Source organism: Mesorhizobium sp. M1A.F.Ca.IN.022.06.1.1 (genome assembly GCF_003952605.1).
In the GTDB taxonomy this organism is placed as follows: domain Bacteria; phylum Pseudomonadota; class Alphaproteobacteria; order Rhizobiales; family Rhizobiaceae; genus Mesorhizobium.
This window is the reverse complement of record NZ_CP034455.1, coordinates 1,327,376-1,349,528: the sequence shown is the minus strand read 5'-3', so window position 1 is coordinate 1,349,528 and position 22,153 is coordinate 1,327,376. Positions and strand designations below refer to the sequence as shown.

The window sequence follows — 22,153 nt, the reverse complement described above, 5'->3', positions numbered from 1 at the left end:
GCGATGCTTCCTACTCCGCGCTAATGCCATAACCGGAGACGGGGTTGGGGATTTGCAATCTGGAGTCGCGGGTGGACGGTGTTCTGTCCCGCGCCGCTCTGATAGTATTCCCGCGCCTGGAGTTCAGTACTACCCTATGACCACCTATGTAGAAGCCGTATCGGGCCTCCGACCGAAGATGCGGCGCGCCATCATCATGGTCCAGGACCTCGTCATGGTCCTGATCGCGGTGGCGCTCAGCCTCACGCTCTCGCAGTCGCGGCTTTCCTTCGATGCGTTCTCCTCCGGCGGGCTGGCCTGCTGGGCGCTCATCGTGCTCCTCGCCCATCTCCTGTTTCGCACCTGCGGCCTCTACAGCACCGTCTGGCGCTTTGCCTCAACGCCCGACTTCTTCAACATCCTGAAGGGCTGCGGCAGCCTGACGGTGGTTCTCTATCTGGCCTCGATTGCCTACCGCTCCTTTTTCCAGCCGGTCGCCGGTCTCAACGAGCGCCAGTTCATCGTCTTCTTTCTGGTCTCCTTCACCATCATTTCGGCACCCAGGCTCTACTATCGCTTCCTGCGCGACGGCGCGTCCTGGCGCATCCTGCGCCGCGCCGCCGGCGATGCGTCGATCAAGCAGGCGCTGTTCATCGGCCGGCTGAGCGAGGCCGACGTGATCGTCCGCTTCACCCGCACGGCGGTGCCGGCCGAATATGCCATCGCCGGCATCATGGCTACGGAGGCCGGCGCGCCGCTCGGCACCCAGATCCAGGGCGTTCCGGTCGTGGCGCTGCGGCCGCGTCTGGTCGAGGTGCTGGAAGAGTATGTCAAGGGCACGGAAAGCCTCGACCTTCTGATCTTCGGCAAGGGGGTCGAGCGCGAGATCGAGGACTATGCCGAGCTGGTGCGCGTCGCCCGCCACAGCGGCATCGCCGTCGTCCAGTTCTCCGGTCTTTCGGAGCTGGGGCAGGGCGGCAAGCTGGTTCTCGATGCCGTCGAGATGGAAACCATCATGCGCCGTTCGGCGGTCGCCACCGACATCGCGCGCATCGGCGTCTTCGTCGGCGGCAAGCGCGTGCTGGTCACCGGCGGGGCCGGCTCCATCGGCCGTGTGCTGGTCAAGCGCGCGCTGGAGCTCGGCGCCGAGGCGGTGCTGGTGGCCGACAATTCCGAGTTCGGCATCTTCCAGCTCGATCAGATCATCGACGAGAAAGACCGCGACCGGCTGGCCAGCCGCATCGTCGATGTCACCGACCGGCCGCACATGATGCGCCTCGTCAGCGAGTTCAAACCCGCCATCATCTTTCACGCCGCGGCGCTGAAGCATGTGCCGCTGCTGGAAGAGAACTGGGAAGCGGCGATCGAAACGAATGTCTTCGGCACGCTCGCCTGCGCCGAGGTCGCGGCCGAATGCGGGGTGCCGCAGTTCCTGCTGATTTCCAGCGACAAGGCCGTCGACCCGAGCTCGGTGCTTGGCGTCACCAAGCGCGCGGCCGAGCAGATCGTCTCCTCGCTGCATGAAACGCACGCCGCGCCGTCGCCTTTCCCTGCCGGCGGGCTGAACGGCCGCCATGCCGGCGTCCCAACTGTGCGTCGTCCCGGCACCAAATTCATCGCCGTGCGCTTCGGCAACGTCTTCGGCTCCAACGGCTCGGTGGCGACCATCTTCCAGGCGCAGATCGAGGCCGGCGGGCCGGTCACCATCACCGACCGGCGCATGACGCGCTATTTCATGACAGTGGCCGAGGCGGTCGATCTCGTCATCATGTCGGCCGCCGATGCCGAGCGGCGCCAGGGCAGGGACGACTATGCCATCTACATGCTCGACATGGGCGAGCCCGTGCCGATCCTCGAAGTCGCCGAAACCATGATCCGCATGGCCGGCAAAAGCCCCTATACCGACATTCCGATCCGCTTCACCGGCATCAGGCCCGGCGAGAAGCTGCACGAGGCGCTGCATGGCGAAGGCGAGGAGGTCGTCAAGCTCGACATCGCCAAGATCTTCGGCCTCAGGACCGACGTCGTCGAGTGGCGGAGGATCGAGGCCGCGCTGCCGGCGCTGGTGGCCGCCATACGGGACCAGGACAAGGCCGCGGCCCTCGCGATCCTGGCCGGGCTCAACCGGGCAGGGCAAGGCATTGGCGGCGCGCCCCAGCGGGCGGTGCCGAAAGCGGCCGGACAGATCAGTTAGCCCTGTGCCGCCCTCCCGCAATTGGCTATTGAAGCCTGTTCGAATGCCCTGCGGGTTCTGAAGCAGTGACCGGAAAAGATCAGCGCGTGGCCGTTCTCATGGGCACGAGGGATGGCGCCGCCTATATCGGCGATCAGTTGCAGTCCTTGCTCGACCAATCATGGCCCCATGTCGATCTCTGGGTTTCCAACGACGGCTCGACGGACCCCACCCTCGCGATCATTGAGGCGTGGCGGTCCCGCTGGAACAAGGGCTCCCTTGCGCTGGTGCAGGGCCCGCGAAACGGCTTCGCAGCCAACTTCCGCTCGATGATCATCGAGCCGCGCGTCGATGCCGATTACTACGCCTTTTGCGACCAGGACGATGTCTGGGAGCCGGACCGGCTGGAGAGCGCCATTCGCTGGATGTCCTTCCGCAACGCCCTGGTGCAGAGCATCGCCGGCGGCAACACCATGCTCTTCAACCGCGCGGCGCGCGACCTCCTGGCGAAGGCATCGGCAAGAACCGAATTCGTCAGCCATGACTGGTGGGCCTATCTCGTCGTGACCGCTGCCGGCGGCAAGGTCCGCTACGAGCCGCGGCCGCTGGTCAGATACCGGCAGCACGGGGCGAACCTGGTCGGCGCCAACGTCTCGTGGAAGGCGAGGCTTTCGAGGCTCGGGCGGCTGTTCCAGGGCCAGTTCGCCACCTGGACGGACAGCAATCTCAGAGGCCTTGCCGCCAACCGCGACCTCGTTACACGGGATGCAGCACGTTGCCTTCGCCTGTTCATCAGGGCGCGCAAGGGCAGCGCTCTCAGGCGCTTCAGCCTGCTCGGCAAAAGCGGCGTCTACCGGCAGACCCTGATGGGCACGCTCGGCCTCTACCTTGCCTTTCTTTGGCGACGGATCTGAGCCGTGACGGCAAAGCGGGCTTTCGACCTGACTATCGCGGCCGTCATGCTGGCGGTTACGGCGCCTGTTGTGCTGATCGCCATGCTGGCGGTCAGGGCGACGTCGTCCGGACCGGCCATCTTTTCGCAGCCGCGCGTCGGGCGCGGCGGCGCTGTCTTTGCCTGCCACAAGCTGCGCACCATGCATCGCAACACTCCGTCCTTGCCCACGCACGAGGCGCCTGCCGGGTCGGTCACCGCGGTGGGCAGGGTGCTGCGCGCGACCAAGATCGATGAGCTGCCGCAGCTCTGGAATGTGCTCAAGGGCGAGATGAGCCTTGTCGGTCCCCGTCCGTGCCTGCCGACGCAAACGGAGCTGATCGGCCACCGGCGGCGGCTGGGCGTGCTTTCGGCGCTTCCGGGCATCACTGGGCTGGCGCAGATCAAGGGCATCGACATGTCCGATCCGAAACTCTGCGCCGAAACCGACGCTGCCTATCTGAAGGCCGCTTCGATCGGCCTCGACCTCAAAATATTGCTGGGGACATTCTACCGGGCCTGAGCGGCTTTCTTTCGCGCCAGTTCCTCAAGCCGGCCGAGCGTATCGGTTTCCGGCATCCAACCTTCCCCGGCCAGCAGTGACGGATCGCAGACCTGGGTCGCGGTCAAGGCTTGCCATGATGCCTGCCTGCCGAGCAGCCTTGCCGCCAGCCGCAGCGGCATCCCAGGCATGGGAAAAAGCCGCGGCGGACGGCCGAAACCACGCCGGAACGCGGCAATGATTTCGGACGTCGCAAGAGGGGCGGCGTTGCCCGCGACATAGGCCGAGTGGAGCGGTCCCGGACGGCTGACAAGGTGCAGCACCGCGCCCGCCGCGGTGTCGGACGCGATCAGAGAGCGCACACCCGCCAGCACGCCGGCCGGCAGCGGCAGGGCGGTGTCGGCAAGCCGCATCAGCGCTGCCATGTTGCCCCTCATGCTCTCGCCATAGACGGGCGGCAGGCGCAGTGCCGTGGCATCCGGGCGTCCGGCGTAAGCCTCGATCATCCTGATCTCGCCTTCCCGCTTGGAGCGGCCATAGGCGCATTGCGGGGCAGGGGCCATCGCCTCGTTGATCGTGCCGCTGAAGCCGGGACCCGCCACGGCCCGGATCGAGGAAAGATAGATGAAGCGCCCGCTGCAACCTGCAGCCGCGGCCTTGGCCAGCCGCGCGGTCAGCGTCGCATTGGCGGCCTGGTGGTCGGCGTCGCTGAAAGTCCGATCGTTGTTCAGCGCCGCGCAGTGGACGACATGGCTCACCTCGCGCATCAATGCCAGGAAGGCGTCGTCCGGCGCATCGGCGCCGGGCAGCGCAAAGACCTCGCCCGCAGCCTGCAGTCGTTCCGGCCGGCGGGACGCAATGCGCATGTCGAAGCCGGCCTGACGCAGCCGGCCGGTCACCTGGCGTCCGATCAGTCCCGTCGCCCCGGTGACCAGGACCTTCATGTTCGCCGGCCGGCGGCCGAAGGAATGGCTGCGCTCTTGCCGGTCGGCGGCACCGTTCGTCCGCAAGCCAGATAGGTTCCCGAAACCAGGAACACCATCAGCGTCGAATCGAGAAGGTCCTGGCCGACCAGGATACCGGTCAGCCCGCCTATCAGATAGGTGACGACCGTGACGATGATCATCGTTGCGCCGAACCGTTCCGCTGGGCCGGCGCTGCGGCGCAGCGCCCTTGCCGCGTTCCAGGCCGCGACGACGAAGATCGCCGCCAAGGCGAACGCCCCTAACAAACCGGCCTGCACCGCCGCGGTCAGAAAACCGTTGTGGTAATGGTTGTAGCCTGCGTCCATGCCGAATTGATCGTGAAAACCCTGTTTCATCAGCGCCCGGCTGCCTGTGATGCCATGTCCGAAAATCGGAGCCTCGTGAAACGCCTTCGTGCCGATCTCCCACATCGCCACCCGCAGCCCAAGAGCCGTCGCATGGTCGTTCTTGGTGGTCAGCGCATCCAAGTCGCTGAAAAGGAAGTCAGCGCGATTGGCAATGACGGGAAACGCGATCGCGGCGAGCAGCAGGCAGGCGCCGCCGGCAATCAGCGCAATGCGCGCGAGTTTCAACCCGCTGAGCCGGCGCCGGTTGATCGAGAGCACGGCGATGCCCGCAAGCAGCAGCGCCAGCCAGATGATGCGGGAGCCCGAATAAAGCACCGCCAAGCTGCCCGACAGCGCAGCGAGAGTCAGCAGCTTCCAGCGCTTCTCGATCCCCGACAGCGCGCCTGCGAGGCTCATCGCCGCGGCCAGGCAGGTCACCGTCGCGAATACGATGGCATTCCCGGCACCGCCTTCGGCCCTGGTGCCGAGCCAGTAATACTGAACCACGGCGAGCAGCAGCGCGCCGAAACATGCCGCGGCGCTCGCCAGCACGACGATGCGCACAAGCACGGTCTTTTCCGTGATGCTCCAGGTCGAATAGGAGATCGGAAAGAAGAGGAAAGTGATCAGCGGCAGGAACAACCGCAGATCCGCCGCCAGCGTGCCGTTGACGATCGAAGCAAGGACGATGGCCGCGCAATAGGCACAGATCGCCACCGTCATGGCCAGCATCGGCCGGTCGATGTTGAACTGCCGCCGTTTGATGGCGAGCAGGAACACGGACCAAAGCGCGCCACCGTTGAAAACGAAGCTGACCACCGATCCCAGCACCGGCGGCGAGAAGAAGCAGACGATCGAGAAGTAGATGTTGATCTGTGTCGGCGTGAGATGCCGCCGAAGCGATGTAAACGGGTCCAATGCCTTGCTTCGCAATCTTCCAGGTTGTGCGCAGACCCGCCGGGGTGCCGAACAATTGGCCTTGACCGATCCCGTTCTGCCGAGCCTCGCCCCGTTCCCGCGCCGGTATAGCGGCTGGCTCCGATCTGCGATAGGGCGACCGAAGGATGTCCAGCCAAAAATCCGCGGCGTGGACGAAAGCTCTTGGAAGTCAACCTAGCCGATCGAAGCAAATGGGTTTGTTCGGCCCCTTTCAATTGCTCGGCTTGTCTGGGAGAATTTTCCGACTTATCAAGCTCACTTGGAAAATTCATTCCCAAAGCGCTGTGCCCGGCGCGGGTCTTGCATTGTTGTGGGCGATGGCGATCTGCTAGAACGCCCGCGACAAGTGTCCAGGGCTTGACGGGCTGTTTTAGCAAACCGCGCCAATCGCCTGCTGCAAGGCCTGGCCGGCACGAAAGAACGCTCAATAGCTTATGAATATCGCGCTTACCCATCTGCAGCGGCTAGAGGCCGAATCCATCCACATCTTCCGTGAGGTTGCGGCCTCTTTCGCCAAGCCGGTGATGCTCTATTCGGTCGGCAAGGATTCCTCGGTGCTGATGCATCTGGCGATGAAGGCCTTCTATCCCGCCAAGCCGCCATTTCCCTTCCTGCATGTCGACACGACCTGGAAATTCCGTGAGATGATCGCCTTTCGCGATCAGATGGCGCAGAAGCTCGGCTTCGACCTGCTTGTCCATGTCAACGAAGACGGCGTGCGCGACGGCATCAACCCCTTCGATCACGGCTCGAACACCCACACCCATGTCATGAAGACGGTGGCGCTGCGCCAGGCGCTCGACAAATACGGCTTCGACGCGGCCTTCGGCGGCGCCCGTCGCGACGAGGAGAAGTCGCGCGCCAAGGAACGCATCTTTTCCTTTCGCAATGCCCAGCATGCCTGGGATCCCAAGAACCAGCGGCCGGAAATGTGGAAGATCTTCAACACCCGGATCGCGCCGGGTGAATCGATCCGCGTCTTTCCCCTGTCCAATTGGACCGAGCTCGACATCTGGCAGTATATCCTGCAGGAGAACATCCCCATCGTGCCGCTCTATTTCGCCAAGGAGCGGCCGGTCGTCGAACGCGACGGCATGCTCATCATGAAGGACGATGACCGCATGCAACTGCGCCCCGGCGAGAAGATCGAGAACCGTCTCGTGCGCTTCCGCACGCTGGGCTGCTATCCGCTGACGGGCGCCATAGAATCGGATGCCGACACGCTCGAAGCCATCGTCGGCGAGATGCTGACCGCCCGCACCTCCGAGCGCCAGGGCCGCCTCATCGACCGCGACGAGGCAGGTTCCATGGAAAAGAAGAAGCGCGAGGGGTATTTCTGAGCATGCGCCACATCCTGGCCAAGAGCCTCGCCCCAACCGATTCGATCCGCGACTACATGGCCGCACAGGAGAAGAAATCGCTGCTGCGCTTTCTCACGTGCGGCTCGGTCGACGACGGCAAGTCGACGCTGATCGGCCGGCTGCTGTCCGATACCAAGCAGATTTTCGAGGACCAGCTCGCCGCGTTGGAGAACGATTCTCGCAAGCACGGCACCACCGGCGACGACATCGACTTCGCGCTGCTCGTCGACGGGCTGGAGGCCGAGCGCGAGCAGGGCATCACAATCGACGTCGCCTACCGCTTCTTCGCCACCCCGAAGCGCAAGTTCATCGTCGCCGACACACCCGGCCATGAGCAATACACGCGCAACATGGCGACGGGCGCTTCGACCGCCGACGTCGCCATCGTGCTGATCGATGCGCGCCAGGGCGTGCTGCGCCAGACCCGGCGCCATTCGATCATCGCCTCGCTGCTCGGCATCCGCCACATCGTTCTTGCCGTCAACAAGATCGACCTCGTCGGCTTCGACAAGACCGTGTTTGACCGGATCGTCGCCGACTACGGCGACTTCGCGCAAAGCCTGGGCTTCAACAGTATCGTGCCGATTCCGATGTCGGCGCGCTTCGGCGACAATGTCACCAGCCGCTCGGAGCGCACGCCCTGGTATTCCGGGCCGTCGCTTATCGAGCATCTGGAAACCGTGCCCGTCGACGAGGCGGCGATCGAATTGCCGTTCCGCTTTCCCGTCCAGTATGTTAACCGTCCCAACCTCGATTTTCGCGGCTTTGCCGGAACCATTGCATCCGGTTCCGTTTCCAAAGGCGACGAGGTCGTGGTCGCCAAGTCGGGTAGGGCCTCCCGGGTCAAGCGCATCGTCGCGCATGGCGGCGACCTTGAGCAGGCTGTTGCCGGCCAGGCCATCACGCTCGTCCTCGAGGACGAGGTCGAGGTTTCGCGCGGCAACATGCTGGTATCGCCGGCCGCACGTCCGCAGGTCGCCGACCAGTTCGCCGCGAATCTGGTCTGGTTCGACGAGCAGGCGCTGCTGCCCGGCCGGTCCTATATCCTGCGCACCGAAACCGATCAGGTGAGCGCGACCGTCACCGATCTGAAATACCGCGTCAACGTCAACGATTTCGCGCATGAAGCGGCGAAGTCCCTCGACCTCAACGAGGTCGGGGTGTGCAACCTGTCGACCCGGGCGCCGATCGCCTTCGATCCCTTCGCCGAGAACCGCACGACCGGCGCCTTCATCCTGATCGACCGCATCAGCAACGCCACCGTCGGCGCCGGGATGATCCTGCATTCGCTGCGCCGCGCCGAGAACATCCATTGGCAATCGCTCGACGTCGGCAAGCGCGGCCGCTCTGACCTCAAGAACCAGCGCCCGGCGGTGTTCTGGTTCACCGGTCTGTCCGGTTCCGGCAAGTCGACGATCGCAAATCTTTTCGAGAGGAAGCTGTTCGCGTCCGGCCGCCACACCTACATCCTCGACGGCGACAATGTCCGCCACGGCCTCAATCGCGATCTCGGCTTCACCGACGCGGATCGCGTCGAAAACATCCGCCGCGTCGCCGAAGTGGCCAAGCTGATGGCCGATGCGGGCCTGATCGTTATCGTCTCGTTCATCTCGCCCTTCAGCGCCGAGCGGCGCATGGCGCGCGAGTTGATGGGCGAGGGCGAATTCGTAGAGGTGTTCGTCGACACGCCGTTCGAGGAATGCGCCCGCCGCGACCCGAAGGGCCTTTACGCCCGCGCGTTGAGCGGCGAGATCAAGAACTTCACCGGCGTCGATTCTCCCTACGAGACGCCGGAGCACCCCGAGATCCACCTCAAGACTCTCGGCAGGACGCCCGAGGAGATGGCGGAAGCCCTGGAACACTGGCTGACGGAGCGCGACGTTGCCGAAGAGCAGTATGACGATGGCGGCGGCATCTGACGACGCGGCAATGCTTGGCGTGTTCGAGCGCCTCGCGCTCGATGCCGGCCGCGCGGTGATGCGCGTTTTCCACGAAGGCTGCGCCGTCGACAGCAAGTCCGACTCTTCGCCGGTGACGGAAGCCGATCGCGAAAGCGAAAAGATTATCCTGGCCGGCCTGCGCGCCGCTTATCCGGACATCCCTTGCGTCGCCGAGGAGGAGATTGCGGCGGGTATTGCCACGCCCGACCTCGACCGTGCCTTCTTCCTCGTCGATCCGCTCGACGGCACCAAGGAATTCGTCAACCGCCGCACCGATTTCACCGTCAACATTGCGCTGGTGCGCCACGGCGTGCCGGAAGTCGGCGTCGTGTTCGCGCCTTGCACAGGACGTTTCTTCTCCGGTCGGGCGGGGACGGCGGAAGCGATCGACGTTGACGGCGACTATCGTATCGCCGGCCGTCGGCCAATCACCGTGCGGGCAGGCGGCACGCCGCTCGCCGTCGTCGCCAGCCGCTCGCACAACACGCCGGAAACCGAAGCCTTCATCCGCGATCTCGGCGCCACCGAAATCGTCTCGATAGGCTCGTCGCTGAAATTCTGCCTGCTCGCCGCCGCCGAGGCTGACGTTTATCCGCGCTTCGGCCGCACCATGGAGTGGGACACGGCCGCTGGCGATGCGGTGCTGCGCGCCGCCGGCGGCATGACCCGCACGCTGGACGGCCAGCCGCTCGTCTACGGCAAACGCAACCAGGCCACTGACACGGATTTTGCCAACCCGTATTTCATTGCAACGGGGAAGGGCGTGGAGGTTTAATCTCCCGCTCAAGGGCCGAGATCAGGCAGCCGCGACCTGCGCCGAGTTGGAGCCGATATAATTGCGGATCGTCTCGATGATCTCGTCCTGGTCGGCTTCGCTGAGGTAGGCGTGCATCGGCAGACAGAGGATCTGCTTCGGCAGCTTTTCCGAAACCGCAAGACCGGTCGGCGTACGCGGATAGTCGCGGTAGGCGATTTGTTCGTGCAGCGGCTTCACGTAATAGATGACCGACGGGATGCCTTTTTCGCTGAGATGCGCCTTCAACCCGTCGCGCTTCGGCGTCTCGATGGCATATTGTGCCCAGGCCGAGCGGCCGTGGCCGAGATTGCGTGATGCTTTGACGATGTCGCCAAGCCCATTGGCGTAACGGTCGGCGACCGCCTGGCGGGCCACCATCTCTTCCTCGAGGATGGCGAGCTTCTCGATCAGGATCGCCGCCTGCAGCGTATCGAGGCGCGAATTGATGCCGACGTGGATGTTGTCGTACTGCGTCTCGCCCTTGCCGTGGAAGGCGAAGGAGCGCAGCTTGTCGGCGAGCGCAGCATCGTTGGTGAACATCGCGCCGCCGTCGCCGTAGCAGCCGAGCGGCTTGGCCGGATAGAAGCTGGTCGAGCCGACATGGCCGAAGGCGCCGCACATCGTGCCGTCGGCCGAGCCGCCCATCGACTGGGCGGCGTCCTCGATCACCAGCAGGCTCTCGCGCTTTGCGATCGCCATGATCGCCTCGTAGCCGGCGGCAAGTCCAAACAGGTCGACCGGGATGATCGCCTTCGGCTTCAGCCTTCCTTGCTTCTTGATCATGTCGATCGCCGCCTCGAGGCTGGCGATATCGATGTTGTAAGTGTCGGGATCGACGTCAACGAAGACAGGCTCGGCCTTGGCGAGCGCCACCACTTCGGCCGTCGCGGCGAAGGTGAAGCTTGGCACGAACACGGCATCGCCCGGACCGATGCCGGCCGCAAACAGCGGCAGAAGCAGCGCATCGGTGCCGTTGGCGCAGGCCACCACATGCTTGACGCCGACGTAAGCCGCGAGCTTGTTCTCGAATTCTGCGACTTGCGGGCCGAGGATGTAACGGCCGTCTTCGACCACCGTGTCGATCGCGGCCTTCAGCCGGTCGCGGATTCGTTCGCGCTGCGCGCCAAGATCGATGAACTGCATGTCGGCCTCAGATGCTGCCAGTAAACCGGCCCGCTGGTACCAGACTTGCCACGGCTGAAAAAGCCGCCCATGGCCAGGGCGAATTGCGCAAGTGTCGCAGCCTGTTACCGTTTTTTGCCTGCGCATTGCCAGAAGAAGCCGGAAATCCGGGCTTCCAAGCGTATTCGAAGCGGCTCTTGTCGCGCTGTTCCGGCCCTTCGAAACATAAAGTGATCGCTCGGGCACGGATCGCCGGCGGGACCGGTCAGCCGATCAGGCGATTTCGTGCCCCCATGGCGGGTTGGCGCCGGCCCGAGATACCGTCACGGCGGCCGCCTTGGCGCCAAGCTCCAGCGCGCTGCGGATGGCTTCCTCCGAGAGGCCGCCGATCGCTGCTTTGGTGAGCAGACCCTGCTCGTGCAGCGAGGCAAGGATGCCGGCATTGAAGGTGTCGCCCGCGCCGACGGTGTCGACCACCTTCACCTTCCGCGGCACCACCGTGACCTTGTGCTCCCTGCTGTAGCCGACGGCGCCTTCGCTGCCATGGGTGACGACGATCAGGCTGGGACCGCGGTCAAGCCAGTTGCGCACGACCTCCTCGAGCGAGCCCGCTTCGTCGAACCAGTTGAGGTCTTCGTCCGACAGTTTGACGATGTCGGCCATCGCCATCATCTCGCGGATGCGCCTCAGATGCTTGGCCTTGTCCGGAATGAAGTTGGGCCGGATGTTGGGGTCGAGCATCATCACCCGGCTGTTGTGCTCGCGCCGCATGAACTCCTCATAGGCCGTTCCCGCCGGTTCCGAGATCAGGCTGATCGCGCCGAACAGCATCGCCTCGATCTCGGCGCCGAGCTTCGGCAGGTCCTCGATGGCGAGCATGCGCCCGGCGGTGTTCTCGTCGTAGAACGTATAGGTCGCCTGGCCATCGGTGAGCCGCACGAAGGCGAGCGTGGTCGGCTTGGGCGAGGTGTGCGCATAGGTCGAGCTCACCTTGCTGGCTCCCAGCGCCTCGCGGAGCTGGCCGCCGAACAGGTCGGAGGAGAGACCTGAGAAGAAGCCTGCCGGAGCGCCCAGCCGTCCGAGCGCGACCGCCGTGTTGAACACCGCTCCGCCGACATAAGGCGCGAAGGCCGCTTCGCCTTCCGCCGTCGTGCGCGGCAGCATGTCGATCAGGGCTTCGCCACAGCAGAGGATCATTGTGTCTCGGTCTCCGGCGGATGGATCACGCCCTTACGGATGATGATGTTGGCATAAAGCCTTGGCTCGCTGGTCGCGACGATCGCATGCGCGGCCTTGACGCGTGCATAGAAGTCGGCCCCCGCCAGCGCAATCACCTTGCGGCCCGGCGCGCGTTTGGCGCAGACCGCTTCCATCTCGTGATGCACGGGATCGGCGAGCGCCGGATCGCCTTTGACCGAGGCGCGGAACAGGGCCTCCGGCACCGCCTCATCCACCGGCAGCACGCTCAAAACGGCGTCCAGCACCGAAATGACGGCATGGCCGTCGGCGCGGATCAGCCTGCGCGCCTGTTCCTCGGCCGGATAATTGCCGTCGACGATGGCGATCTCGTCGCCATGGCCCATGGCCCTGAGCGTCGCCAAAAGCTGCGGACCGAGCAGCGACGGAATGCCGATCAGCATGGTCAGGCACTCCTGGAAATCGTCGTCGGTCCGATCAGGAAGCGTTCGGAAAGCGGCAGGCTGGCGCCGCCAAGCGCCCGCGCATGGATGCCGACCGTTCCTTCGCGTACGACCGGCAGCTTCAGCCCCTCGGCGTCGATACCGGTGATCGCGTCCGTCACCGCATCGACAAGCCTCCGCCGCACGTCGAGCGGCATCCAGCCGTCGATCACCGCGGCCTCGAAATCGATGACCGACGAGGCGGCAACGATCGCATAGGCCAGCGCTTGTGCAGCACTTGCGATCCAGTCGTCGAGCTCGGCGCCGATCTCGCCCCATTCCTGCGGCGAGGTCCACAGATAGGAGCCGTCGATGCCCTTGGCGCTCAGCGCCTTTTCCAGCATGGCGATCGAGGCGACATCGATAAGCTGTGTCGGCTTGCCGTCCGGCCCGGGCACCGGCATCGAACCCAGGGCGCCGGCATTGCCGGTCGGCCCGCCGAACAGGCGGCCGTTGAGCACGATGCCGCCGCCGGCAAAGGCGCCGATATAGAAATAGACGAAGTCGCGCGCCGCGCCTGCCTGGCCGAAGACGAGCTCTGCCCCGCAAGCGGACGTGGCATCGTTCTGCAGATAGACCGGAAAGTCGCATTGGGACTGGATGTCGGCGCGGATGTCGCGATGGCGCCATTCGTCCATGATCTCGCGCGGCGCGCCGGCTGTGTCGGCCCAGCTCCAAAGCTCGAACGGCATGGCGATCCCGAGCCCGGCGATGCGCTTGTCCTGCGCCGGTGTCAGCTCGCCGCGCATTTGTTTGATCCCAGCGCCGACGAACTCCACCGTCTCGCGCGGCGCCGGATAACGATAGGAATTCTGCAGCATCGATCGCACATTGCCGAGGAAGTCGATCAGCACCAGCTCGGCGCTGCGGCGGCCGATCTTGAGACCGATGAAGAAAGCTCCTTCCGGATTGAGCGCCATCGGGATCGACGGCTGGCCGATCTTGCCGCGCAGCGGCGCCTGGCGCACGAGCAGCTTGTCCTCTTCCAGCTCCCGCATGATGACGGATACCGTCTGGGCCGACAGCCCGGTCATGCGCGCGATGTCGGATTTGGCGAGGCTGCCATGCTGGCGCACCAGTGACAGCACCAGCCTTTCATTGTGGTCGCGCATGCCGCTCTGGTTCGTGCCGCGATGCAGCCGGCTCTCCAGAGCCTCGGGCGAACCGTGCCTCGCAATGCCGGTCTCCACCCTGTTCCTCCCGTCGTTTCCCCACACTGGCTTTTCGTTCAGAATGAGTGAACAGCGCAAGTCTGTCAATAATAAATAAGAGTGATTTAATTATTGACAGATGATGCGGACTGGTGTCTTTTGGGGTGGCGTCCACGCTGGGAAAAATGGTTGGATGCGCTCGAGGCGCCGGGTTGGCCGGCGTCCGGAATGGTTCCATTGGGAGGAAATCGTGACCAAGAAATCGCTGCTGAAGTCCACCGTGTTCGCGGCGGCCGGGCTGGGCCTGCTCGCATTCGCCTCGTCCGCATCGGCTGCGGGCGTCGGCGCCTGCCTGATCACCAAGACCGACACCAATCCCTTCTTCGTGAAGATGAAGGAAGGCGCCACCGCCAAGGCCAAGGAACTCGGCGTCGACCTGAAGACCTATGCCGGCAAGATCGACGGCGACAGCGAGAGCCAGGTCGCGGCGATCGAGAGCTGCATTGCCGACGGCGCCAAGGGCATCCTGATCACCGCCTCTGACACCAAGGGCATCGTGCCGACGGTGAAGAAGGCGCGTGACGCCGGCCTGCTGGTGATCGCCCTCGACACGCCGCTCGATCCGATCGACGCTGCCGATGCGACCTTCGCCACCGACAATCTGGAGGCCGGCAAGCTGATCGGCGCCTGGGCCGCCGCCACGCTCGGCGACAAGGCCAAGGACGCCAAGATCGGCTTCCTCGACCTCACTCCTTCCCAGCCGACCGTCGACGTTCTGCGCGACCAGGGCTTCATGATGGGCTACGGCATCGACGTGAAGGATCCCAACAAGATCGGCGACGAAGACGATCCGCGCATCGTCGGCCACGACGTGACCAACGGCAACGAGGAAGGCGGCCGCAAGGCGATGGAGAACCTCCTGCAAAAGGACAACACCATCAACGTCATCCACACCATCAACGAGCCGGCCGCAGTCGGTGCCTACCAGGCGCTCAAGGCCGTCGGTCTGGAAAAGCAGGTGCTGATCGTTTCGGTCGACGGCGGCTGCCCGGGCGTCAAGTCGGTTGCCGAGGGCGTTATCGGCGCCACCTCGCAGCAGTACCCGCTGCAGATGGCGGCGCTCGGCATCGAGGCGATCGCCAAATTTGCCAAGGACGGAACGAAGCCGAAGCCGACCGAAGGGAAGAACTTCTTCGACACCGGCGTCAATCTCGTCACCGACAAGCCGGCCAACGGCGTCAAGTCGATCGACACCAAGGAAGGCCTCGCCAAGTGCTGGGGCTGACGCTCTGACGGTTCACAAAGCTTGCGGCTGGGGGCTTGATCCCCGGCCGCATCGGGTGGACGATGCGCCTTCGTCAAGCGCGGACAATCCTGGCGACAGACCGGAAGAGGCGTCGACGGCGCGCGCAGCAATGAGAAGGCTGTGCGCATACGGGAGGATACATGTCTCAGATTCAGGAATTCGAGAAGGTACTTTCGGGCAGCGACAGCAGCGTCGCGGCCTTCGACGAGCACGGCAAGTCGTTCGTCAAGCGCGCCCAGCATTTCCTGCACTCCACGCCGGCGGCGGTGCCGCTGATCGTGCTGGTGCTGTCGGTCATCATCTTTGGCGTTGCCATCGGCGGCCGCTTCTTTTCGTCCTACACGCTGACGCTGATCCTGCAGCAGATCGCCATCGTCGGCATCCTGGGCGCTGCCCAGACGCTGGTCATCCTGACCGCCGGCATCGATCTTTCGATCGGCGTGGTGATGGTCATCTCGGCGGTGGTCATGGGCAACTGCGCCATCACCTATGGCATGCCGACAATCCTGGCCGTGGTGCTTGGGCTTGGCGCAGGCGCGGTTTGCGGCATGCTCAACGGCTTGTTGGTCGCCTATATGAAATTGCCGCCCTTCATCGTGACACTGGGCACCTGGAACATCGTCATGGCCACCAATTTCATCTACTCGGCCAATGAGACGATCCGCGACGCCGATGTCGACGCTCAGGCGCCGCTGCTGCATCTCTTCGCGCTGAGCTTCAGGGTCGGCTCCGCCGTGCTGACGGCCGGCGTCATCGCCATGGTCCTGTTGGTGCTGCTCTTGTGGTATGTGCTCAACCACACGGCGTGGGGCCGCCATGTCTATGCCGTCGGCGACGACCCGGAAGCGGCGAAACTCTCCGGTATCCAGACCAAGTCTGTGCTGATGGCCGTCTATACGCTTGCCGGTCTGATCGCCGCCTTCGCTGCCTGGGTGTCGATCGGCCGCAACGGCTCGATCTCGCCGTCCGCCGCCGTCACCGACTATAATCTGCAAGCGATCACCGCGACCGTGATCGGGGGCATCTCGCTCTTTGGCGGCCGCGGCTCCATCCTCGGCACGCTGTTCGGCGCCATGATCGTCGGCGTCGTCTCGATGGGCCTCAACATGCTGGGCGCTGACCCGCAATGGAAAGTGCTGCTCACCGGTGTCCTGATTATCGGCGCCGTGGCGATCGACCAGTGGATCAGAAAGGTTTCGGTGTAACCATGACCCAGCAGGCTGTTCTCACCGCGCGCGGTCTGACCAAGCGCTACGGCCGCGTGACCGCGCTCAACAACTGCGACTTCGATCTCTACCCGGGAGAAATCCTGGCCGTGATCGGCGACAACGGCGCCGGCAAGTCGACGCTCATCAAGGCGATCTCCGGCGCCGTGCATCCCGATGAAGGGGTGATTGAGCTGGACGGCAAGCAGGTCCAGTTCAAATCGCCCATCGAGGCCCGCGAGGCGGGGATCGAGACCGTCTACCAGAACCTGGCATTGTCGCCGGCGCTGTCGATCGCCGACAACATGTTTCTCGGCCGCGAGATCCGCAAACCGGGTCCGCTCGGCAGCTGGTTCCGCATGCTGGATCGTCCGGCGATGGAAAAGCGCGCCCGCGACAAGCTGACCGAACTCGGCCTGATGACCATCCAGAACATCAGCCAGGCGGTGGAGACGCTTTCGGGCGGCCAGCGCCAAGGCGTCGCCGTGGCTCGCGCCGCCGCTTTCGGATCGAAGGTGGTGATCATGGACGAACCGACGGCGGCGCTCGGTGTCAAGGAAAGTCGCCGCGTCCTCGAGCTGATCCTCGACGTCAAGAAGCGCGGCCTGCCGATCGTGCTCATCTCGCACAACATGCCGCATGTCTTCGAGGTCGCCGATCGCATCCACATCCACCGGCTTGGACGGCGTCTATGCGTCGTCGATCCGAAGCAGATTTCGATGTCGGATGCCGTCGCGCTCATGACCGGCGCCAAGAAGCCGCCGGAGGACGCGCTGGCGGCCTGATCTCCGCCCCACCATGGTAATTGGCCGCAGGTGCATCGGATGGACACTCCGTCCTAAATCGATTTAACAATATATGCTGCAGCGCGGCAAACTGGGGTAGGAGAAACGGTGAAAGCCGCTATGATCAGGCCAACCGAACGAGAGGCGATATGAAACCCGCCATGACGATCGAAGCCCCCGCTCTCGACCACCCCGATCCCAGGACGCTCGCCGAGGAAGTCCTGATGTCGCTCAAGTACCGGGTCGGCAAGGACACCACCGTCGCAACGCCATATGACTGGCTGACCGCCTCGATCAAGGTGGTGCGCGACCGCGTCGTCGATCACTGGATCCAGGCGACCAAGGAAGCCTACGACCAGCAGGAAAAGCGCGTCTACTATCTCTCGCTCGAATTCCTCATCGGGCGCCTGATGCGCGACGCCTTCTCCAATCTCGGCCTGATGGAGAACATGCGCGAGGCGCTGGCATCGCTCGGCGTGGATCTCGACTTGATCGCCGGCCTTGAACCGGACGCAGCCCTCGGCAATGGCGGTCTCGGCCGGCTCGCCGCCTGCTTCATGGAAAGCATGGCAACGGTCGATATTCCCGCCCACGGCTACGGCATCCGCTACGCCAATGGCATGTTCCGGCAGGAGATCCATGACGGCTGGCAGGTCGAGCTGCCGGAGACCTGGCTCGACCACGGCAACCCGTGGGAGTTCGAGCGGCGCGAACGTTCCTTCGAGGTCGGCTTCGGCGGCTCCGTGGAATCGATCACCTCAAAGGACGGCCGCCTGGAGCGCCATGTCTGGAGGCCCAATGAGCATGTGCTGGCAGTCGCTTATGACACGCCGGTGGCGGGCTGGCGCGCCAAGCGCGTCAACACGCTGCGGCTCTGGTCCGGCATGCCGATCGACCCGATTCTGCTCGACAAGTTCAATGCCGGCGACCACATCGGCGCGCTCGCCGAAAGCAACAAGGCGGACGCGCTGTCGCGCGTTCTCTATCCGGCCGACTCGCACATGGCCGGGCAGGAGCTCCGGCTGCGCCAGGAATATTTCTTCTCGACTGCTTCGCTGCAGGACATCGTCCAGCGGCATCTCAGCCAGTACGGCGACCTGAGATCGTTGCCCGACAAGGCCGCGATCCACCTGAACGACACCCATCCGGCCGTCGCCGTGCCGGAGCTGATGCGGCTTCTGATGGACGTTCACGGCATGGATTTCGACCTTGCCTGGGACATCACCAAGCGCACCTTCGCCTACACCAACCACACGCTGCTACCGGAGGCGTTGGAAAGCTGGCCGGTGCCGCTGTTCGAGCGTCTGTTGCCGCGCCACATGCAGATCGTCTACGCCATCAATGCCCAGGTTCTCCTGGAGGCGCGGGCCACCGGAAAATTCTCGGGCGAGCAGATCGCCCGCATCTCGCTGATCCAGGAAAATGGCGACCGCCGCGTGCGCATGGGCAATCTCGCTTTCGTCGGCTCGCATTCGATCAACGGCGTCTCGGCGCTGCACACCGATCTGATGAAGGAGACGGTGTTTGCCGATCTCCACAAGCTCTATCCCGACCGCATTAACAACAAGACCAACGGCATCACGCCCAGGCGCTGGCTGATCCAGTGCAATCCCGGCCTGACCGCGCTTGCCCGCGAAGCGATCGGGAACCGCTTCATGGACGACATCGAAGCGATCAAGGATCTCGATCCTCTTGCCGGCGACTCCGCTTTCCGCGAGAAGTTTGCCGCCGTGAAGCGCCAGAACAAGGTGAGGCTTGCAAACCTGGTCGCCGACCGGCTCGGCATCAAGCTCGATCCTTCAGCGCTGTTCGACATCCAGGTCAAGCGCATCCACGAATACAAGCGCCAATTGCTCAACATTCTGGAGGCGATCGCGCTCTACGACCAGATCCGCTCGCATCCCGAGCGGGACTGGATGCCGCGGGTTAAATTCTTCGGCGGCAAGGCGGCGCCGAGCTACCACAACGCCAAGCTCATCATCAAACTGGCCAACGACGTCGCCCGGGTGATCAACGGCGATCCCTCTACGCGCGGCCTGCTCAAGGTTGTGTTCGTGCCGAACTACAATGTCAGCCTCGCCGAGGTGATGATGCCGGCGGCCGATCTTTCCGAGCAGATCTCGACCGCCGGTATGGAGGCTTCCGGCACCGGCAACATGAAGTTTGCCCTCAACGGCGCCTTGACCATCGGCACGCTCGACGGCGCCAATGTCGAGATCAAGGAGCGCGTCGGCGACGACAACATCTTCATCTTCGGCCTCACCACCGCCGAGGTCGCCGAACGCCGCGACAACGGCTACAATCCGCGCGGCGTGATCGCGTCCTCGCCGGAGTTGTCGCAGGCGGTGTCGGCGATCTCCTCCGGCGTCTTCTCGCCTGACGATCCCAACCGCTACCGCGACCTCATGAACGGCCTTTATCAGAGCGACTGGTTCATGGTGGCGGCCGATTTCGACTCCTACGCCGCCTGCCAGCGCGAGGTCGACGATCTCTGGCGCAACAGTCCCGACTGGTACTCGCGCGCCATCCGCAATGTCGCCCGCGTCGGCTGGTTCTCGTCCGATCGCACCATTCGCCAATACGCGAAAGAAATCTGGAACGTACCTGTCTGATGTGATTGCATGAGGCCGCCGACAACGTGGACGTGCATGTCGCCCAAAAGTGCCTAGCGGTTTTGGCCAACATATGCACAAACCAGAATAGTTCCCAGGGAGGGACGCCGCCTGATGAGGAAGCCGCGCGCGACCGCTGCACCAAGCGGGCCGGACGGACTGGCGCCAGCCGGCGATGTCGCGGCCATTGTCGCCGGAACGCATGGCGATCCCTTTGCAATTCTGGGTGTGCACGCGGCCGGCAAGGGCTTAGTCGCCCGCTGCTTCGTACCCAATGCCGAATGCGTCACCGCCTATACGCTCACCGGCAAGGAAGCCGGGGAACTCGTGCGCAGCAACGATGCCGGCTTCTTCGAGGGCAAGCTTTCGATCCGCAAGCGTCAGCCGTTGCGCTATCACGCGAGGAATGCCGGCGGCGACTGGTGGCTGACCGACCCTTATTCCTTCGGCCCGGTACTAGGCCCGATGGACGACTACTACATGGCGGAGGGCTCACACCTGAGGCTCTTCGACAAGCTCGGCGCCCATATCATCGAGCATGAGGGGGCCACCGGGGTGCATTTCGCGGTATGGGCGCCCAATGCCCGGCGCGTCTCGGTGGTTGGCGCCTTCAACGACTGGGACGGCCGCCGGCACACCATGCGCGACCGCAAGGACACCGGCATCTGGGAGCTGTTCATTCCGGACCTCGGCGCCGGCCAGCCTTACAAGTTCGAGATCATCGGTCCCGACGGCGTGCGCCTGCCCCTCAAGGCCGATCCGTTCGCCTTCGAGTCCGAGCTGCGCCCGGCGACCGCTTCGGTGACGGCGCCGCCGATCGCGCATCAATGGGGCGACGAGGCCCATCGCAGCTTCTGGCAGAAGGCCGATCCGCGGCGCGAGGCGATCTCGATCTACGAGGTCCATGCCGGCTCGTGGCAGCGCCGCGATGACGGCACCTTCCTCACCTGGGACGAGCTCGCCGCGCAGCTGATCCCCTACGTGGTCGAAACCGGCTTCACCCATATCGAGTTCCTTCCGATCTCGGAGCACCCCTACGATCCGTCCTGGGGCTACCAGACGACCGGCCTTTATGCGCCGACCGCGCGCTTCGGCGATCCCGATGGCTTCGCCCGCTTCGTCGACGGTGCGCATCGTGCCGGCGTCGGCGTCATCCTCGACTGGGTGCCGGCGCATTTCCCCGTCGACGAGCATGGGCTGGTGAAGTTCGACGGCACCGCGCTCTACGAGCATGCCGACCCGCGCCAGGGTTTTCACCCCGACTGGAATACCGCCATCTACAATTTCGGCCGCCGCGAGGTGGTGTCGTTCCTCGTCAACAACGCGCTGTTCTGGGCCGAAAAATACCATGTCGACGGTTTGCGCGTCGACGCTGTCGCCTCGATGCTCTACCTCGATTATTCGCGCAGGTCAGGCGAGTGGATCCCCAACGAGAAAGGCGGGCGCGAGAATTTGCAGGCGGTCAGCTTCCTGCAGAAGATGAACAAGGAGCTTTACGGCCATCATCCCGGGGTGATGACGATCGCCGAAGAATCGACCTCATGGCCGAAGGTATCGCAGCCGGTGCATGAAGGCGGGCTCGGCTTCGGCTTCAAATGGAACATGGGCTTCATGCACGACACGCTGGAGTATTTCTCCAAGGAGCCGATCTACCGCAAGCACCATCACAACGACATCACCTTCGGCCTTGTCTACGCTTTCTCCGAGAATTTCGTCCTGCCGCTCTCTCATGACGAGGTCGTGCACGGCAAGGGCACGCTGCTCCACAAGATGGCAGGCGACGACTGGCAGAAATTCGCCACGCTGCGCGCTTACTACGCCTTCATGTGGGGTTATCCCGGCAAGAAGCTCCTGTTCATGGGCCAGGAATTCGCCCAGCGCCGCGAGTGGAGCGAGGAACGCGCGCTCGACTGGAATCTGCTGGAGCACGCCCCGCACCGCGGCGTCCGGCAGGCGGTGCGGGACTTGAACTACCTCTATCGTTCGCGCCCGGCGCTGCATGCGCGCGACTGCGAGCCGGAAGGCTTCTCCTGGCTGATCGTCGACGATCGCGACAATTCGGTCTTTGCCTGGCTGCGCAGCGCGCCGGACGGCAACCCGATAGCCGTCATTTCCAACTTCACGCCGGTGCCGCGCGAGAACTATCGCGTGCCGCTGCCGAAGGCGGGCGAGTGGCGCGAGATCATCAACACTGACGCCGCCGAGTATGGCGGCTCCGGCATGGGCAATGGCGGCATGATCGTGGCGAGCGGGGAAGGGGGCGGCACGTCGGCGACGATGCTCTTGCCGCCGCTGTCGACGATCATGCTGGAATTCGTCGCGGACGAAGCAAAGGTCCGGACAGCTTAGGAGGGAGGCAA

At 64.2% G+C, this 22,153-nt stretch carries 17 protein-coding genes; 11 read left to right on the top strand and 6 right to left on the bottom strand.

Going from position 1 to position 22,153, the window contains the following annotated elements:
• Positions 1–136: 136 nt before the first annotated feature.
• The 3 genes from EJ078_RS06740 to EJ078_RS06730 all read left to right on the top strand — a co-directional run bounded on the left by EJ078_RS06740 (position 137) and on the right by EJ078_RS06730 (position 3,606).
• The gene (locus EJ078_RS06740) at positions 137–2,173 is read left to right on the top strand and encodes a nucleoside-diphosphate sugar epimerase/dehydratase (RefSeq protein ID WP_164750690.1); all 2,037 of its coding nucleotides are present in this window, start codon (positions 137–139) and stop codon (positions 2,171–2,173) included.
• Between the two features lie 86 nt (positions 2,174–2,259).
• On the top strand, positions 2,260–3,066 hold the full coding sequence (locus EJ078_RS06735; RefSeq protein ID WP_245459135.1) for a glycosyltransferase: 807 nt from the start codon (positions 2,260–2,262) through the stop codon (positions 3,064–3,066).
• A 45-nt stretch (positions 3,067–3,111) separates the two neighbouring features.
• Positions 3,112–3,606 carry a sugar transferase gene (locus EJ078_RS06730; RefSeq protein ID WP_127217553.1) on the top strand — a complete coding sequence of 165 codons (495 nt, stop codon included), beginning with the start codon at positions 3,112–3,114 and terminating at the stop codon, positions 3,604–3,606.
• Here EJ078_RS06730 and EJ078_RS06725 read toward each other — a convergent pair.
• Together EJ078_RS06725 and EJ078_RS06720 are read right to left on the bottom strand one after the other, a co-directional pair.
• Complete coding sequence (locus EJ078_RS06725; RefSeq protein WP_127403307.1) at positions 3,594–4,529, bottom strand: NAD-dependent epimerase/dehydratase family protein; 936 nt, start codon at positions 4,527–4,529, stop codon at positions 3,594–3,596. The two genes, EJ078_RS06730 and EJ078_RS06725, sit on opposite strands and share 13 nt — an antisense overlap.
• Positions 4,526–5,815, bottom strand: coding sequence for an O-antigen ligase (locus EJ078_RS06720; protein ID WP_127216740.1), 1,290 nt, complete (start codon positions 5,813–5,815; stop codon positions 4,526–4,528). The genes EJ078_RS06725 and EJ078_RS06720 overlap by 4 nt, the downstream gene beginning before the upstream one ends.
• A 455-nt stretch (positions 5,816–6,270) precedes the next feature.
• Here EJ078_RS06720 and cysD point away from each other — a divergent pair, with 455 nt between their 5' ends.
• Genes cysD through cysQ form a run of 3 tightly spaced genes read left to right on the top strand, consistent with a single transcriptional unit; the run spans position 6,271 to position 9,912 of the window.
• Positions 6,271–7,176, top strand: a complete 906-nt coding sequence (gene cysD / locus EJ078_RS06715; protein ID WP_066997810.1) for a sulfate adenylyltransferase subunit CysD — start codon at positions 6,271–6,273, stop codon at positions 7,174–7,176.
• Between the two features lie 2 nt (positions 7,177–7,178).
• On the top strand, positions 7,179–9,116 hold the full coding sequence (gene cysN, locus EJ078_RS06710; protein ID WP_145992680.1) for a sulfate adenylyltransferase subunit CysN: 1,938 nt from the start codon (positions 7,179–7,181) through the stop codon (positions 9,114–9,116).
• A 10-nt stretch (positions 9,117–9,126) separates the two neighbouring features.
• Positions 9,127–9,912, top strand: coding sequence for a 3'(2'),5'-bisphosphate nucleotidase CysQ (cysQ, locus tag EJ078_RS06705; RefSeq protein WP_164757256.1), 786 nt, complete (start codon positions 9,127–9,129; stop codon positions 9,910–9,912).
• 21 nt (positions 9,913–9,933) lie between these two features.
• Here cysQ and EJ078_RS06700 read toward each other — a convergent pair whose 3' ends face one another.
• The 4 genes from EJ078_RS06700 to EJ078_RS06685 form a co-directional block, all read right to left on the bottom strand.
• The gene (locus EJ078_RS06700; RefSeq protein ID WP_127216737.1) at positions 9,934–11,076 is read right to left on the bottom strand and encodes a DegT/DnrJ/EryC1/StrS aminotransferase family protein; all 1,143 of its coding nucleotides are present in this window, start codon (positions 11,074–11,076) and stop codon (positions 9,934–9,936) included.
• Between the two features lie 252 nt (positions 11,077–11,328).
• A complete protein-coding gene (locus tag EJ078_RS06695; RefSeq protein ID WP_127403297.1) occupies positions 11,329–12,252 on the bottom strand; it encodes a carbohydrate kinase in 924 nt (307 codons plus the stop codon).
• Positions 12,249–12,695, bottom strand: a complete 447-nt coding sequence (locus EJ078_RS06690) for an RbsD/FucU domain-containing protein (RefSeq protein WP_127214382.1) — start codon at positions 12,693–12,695, stop codon at positions 12,249–12,251. The genes EJ078_RS06695 and EJ078_RS06690 overlap by 4 nt, the downstream gene beginning before the upstream one ends.
• A 2-nt stretch (positions 12,696–12,697) precedes the next feature.
• A complete protein-coding gene (locus EJ078_RS06685; protein WP_095781659.1) occupies positions 12,698–13,924 on the bottom strand; it encodes an ROK family transcriptional regulator in 1,227 nt (408 codons plus the stop codon).
• A 211-nt stretch (positions 13,925–14,135) separates the two neighbouring features.
• Here EJ078_RS06685 and EJ078_RS06680 point away from each other — a divergent pair, with 211 nt between their 5' ends.
• The 5 genes from EJ078_RS06680 to glgB all read left to right on the top strand — a co-directional run bounded on the left by EJ078_RS06680 (position 14,136) and on the right by glgB (position 22,142).
• Complete coding sequence (locus EJ078_RS06680) at positions 14,136–15,170, top strand: sugar ABC transporter substrate-binding protein (protein ID WP_066998169.1); 1,035 nt, start codon at positions 14,136–14,138, stop codon at positions 15,168–15,170.
• A 161-nt stretch (positions 15,171–15,331) separates the two neighbouring features.
• Positions 15,332–16,396, top strand: coding sequence for an ABC transporter permease (locus EJ078_RS06675; RefSeq protein ID WP_066997793.1), 1,065 nt, complete (start codon positions 15,332–15,334; stop codon positions 16,394–16,396).
• Positions 16,397–16,398: 2 nt separating this feature from the next.
• Entirely contained in the window at positions 16,399–17,181 is a 783-nt protein-coding gene (locus EJ078_RS06670; RefSeq protein WP_066997791.1) for an ATP-binding cassette domain-containing protein, read from the top strand.
• A 149-nt stretch (positions 17,182–17,330) separates the two neighbouring features.
• Positions 17,331–19,793, top strand: a complete 2,463-nt coding sequence (locus EJ078_RS06665) for a glycogen/starch/alpha-glucan phosphorylase (protein WP_127214380.1) — start codon at positions 17,331–17,333, stop codon at positions 19,791–19,793.
• 114 nt (positions 19,794–19,907) lie between these two features.
• A complete protein-coding gene (gene glgB, locus EJ078_RS06660; RefSeq protein ID WP_067327921.1) occupies positions 19,908–22,142 on the top strand; it encodes a 1,4-alpha-glucan branching protein GlgB in 2,235 nt (744 codons plus the stop codon).
• The last annotated feature ends 11 nt before the right edge of the window (positions 22,143–22,153 follow it).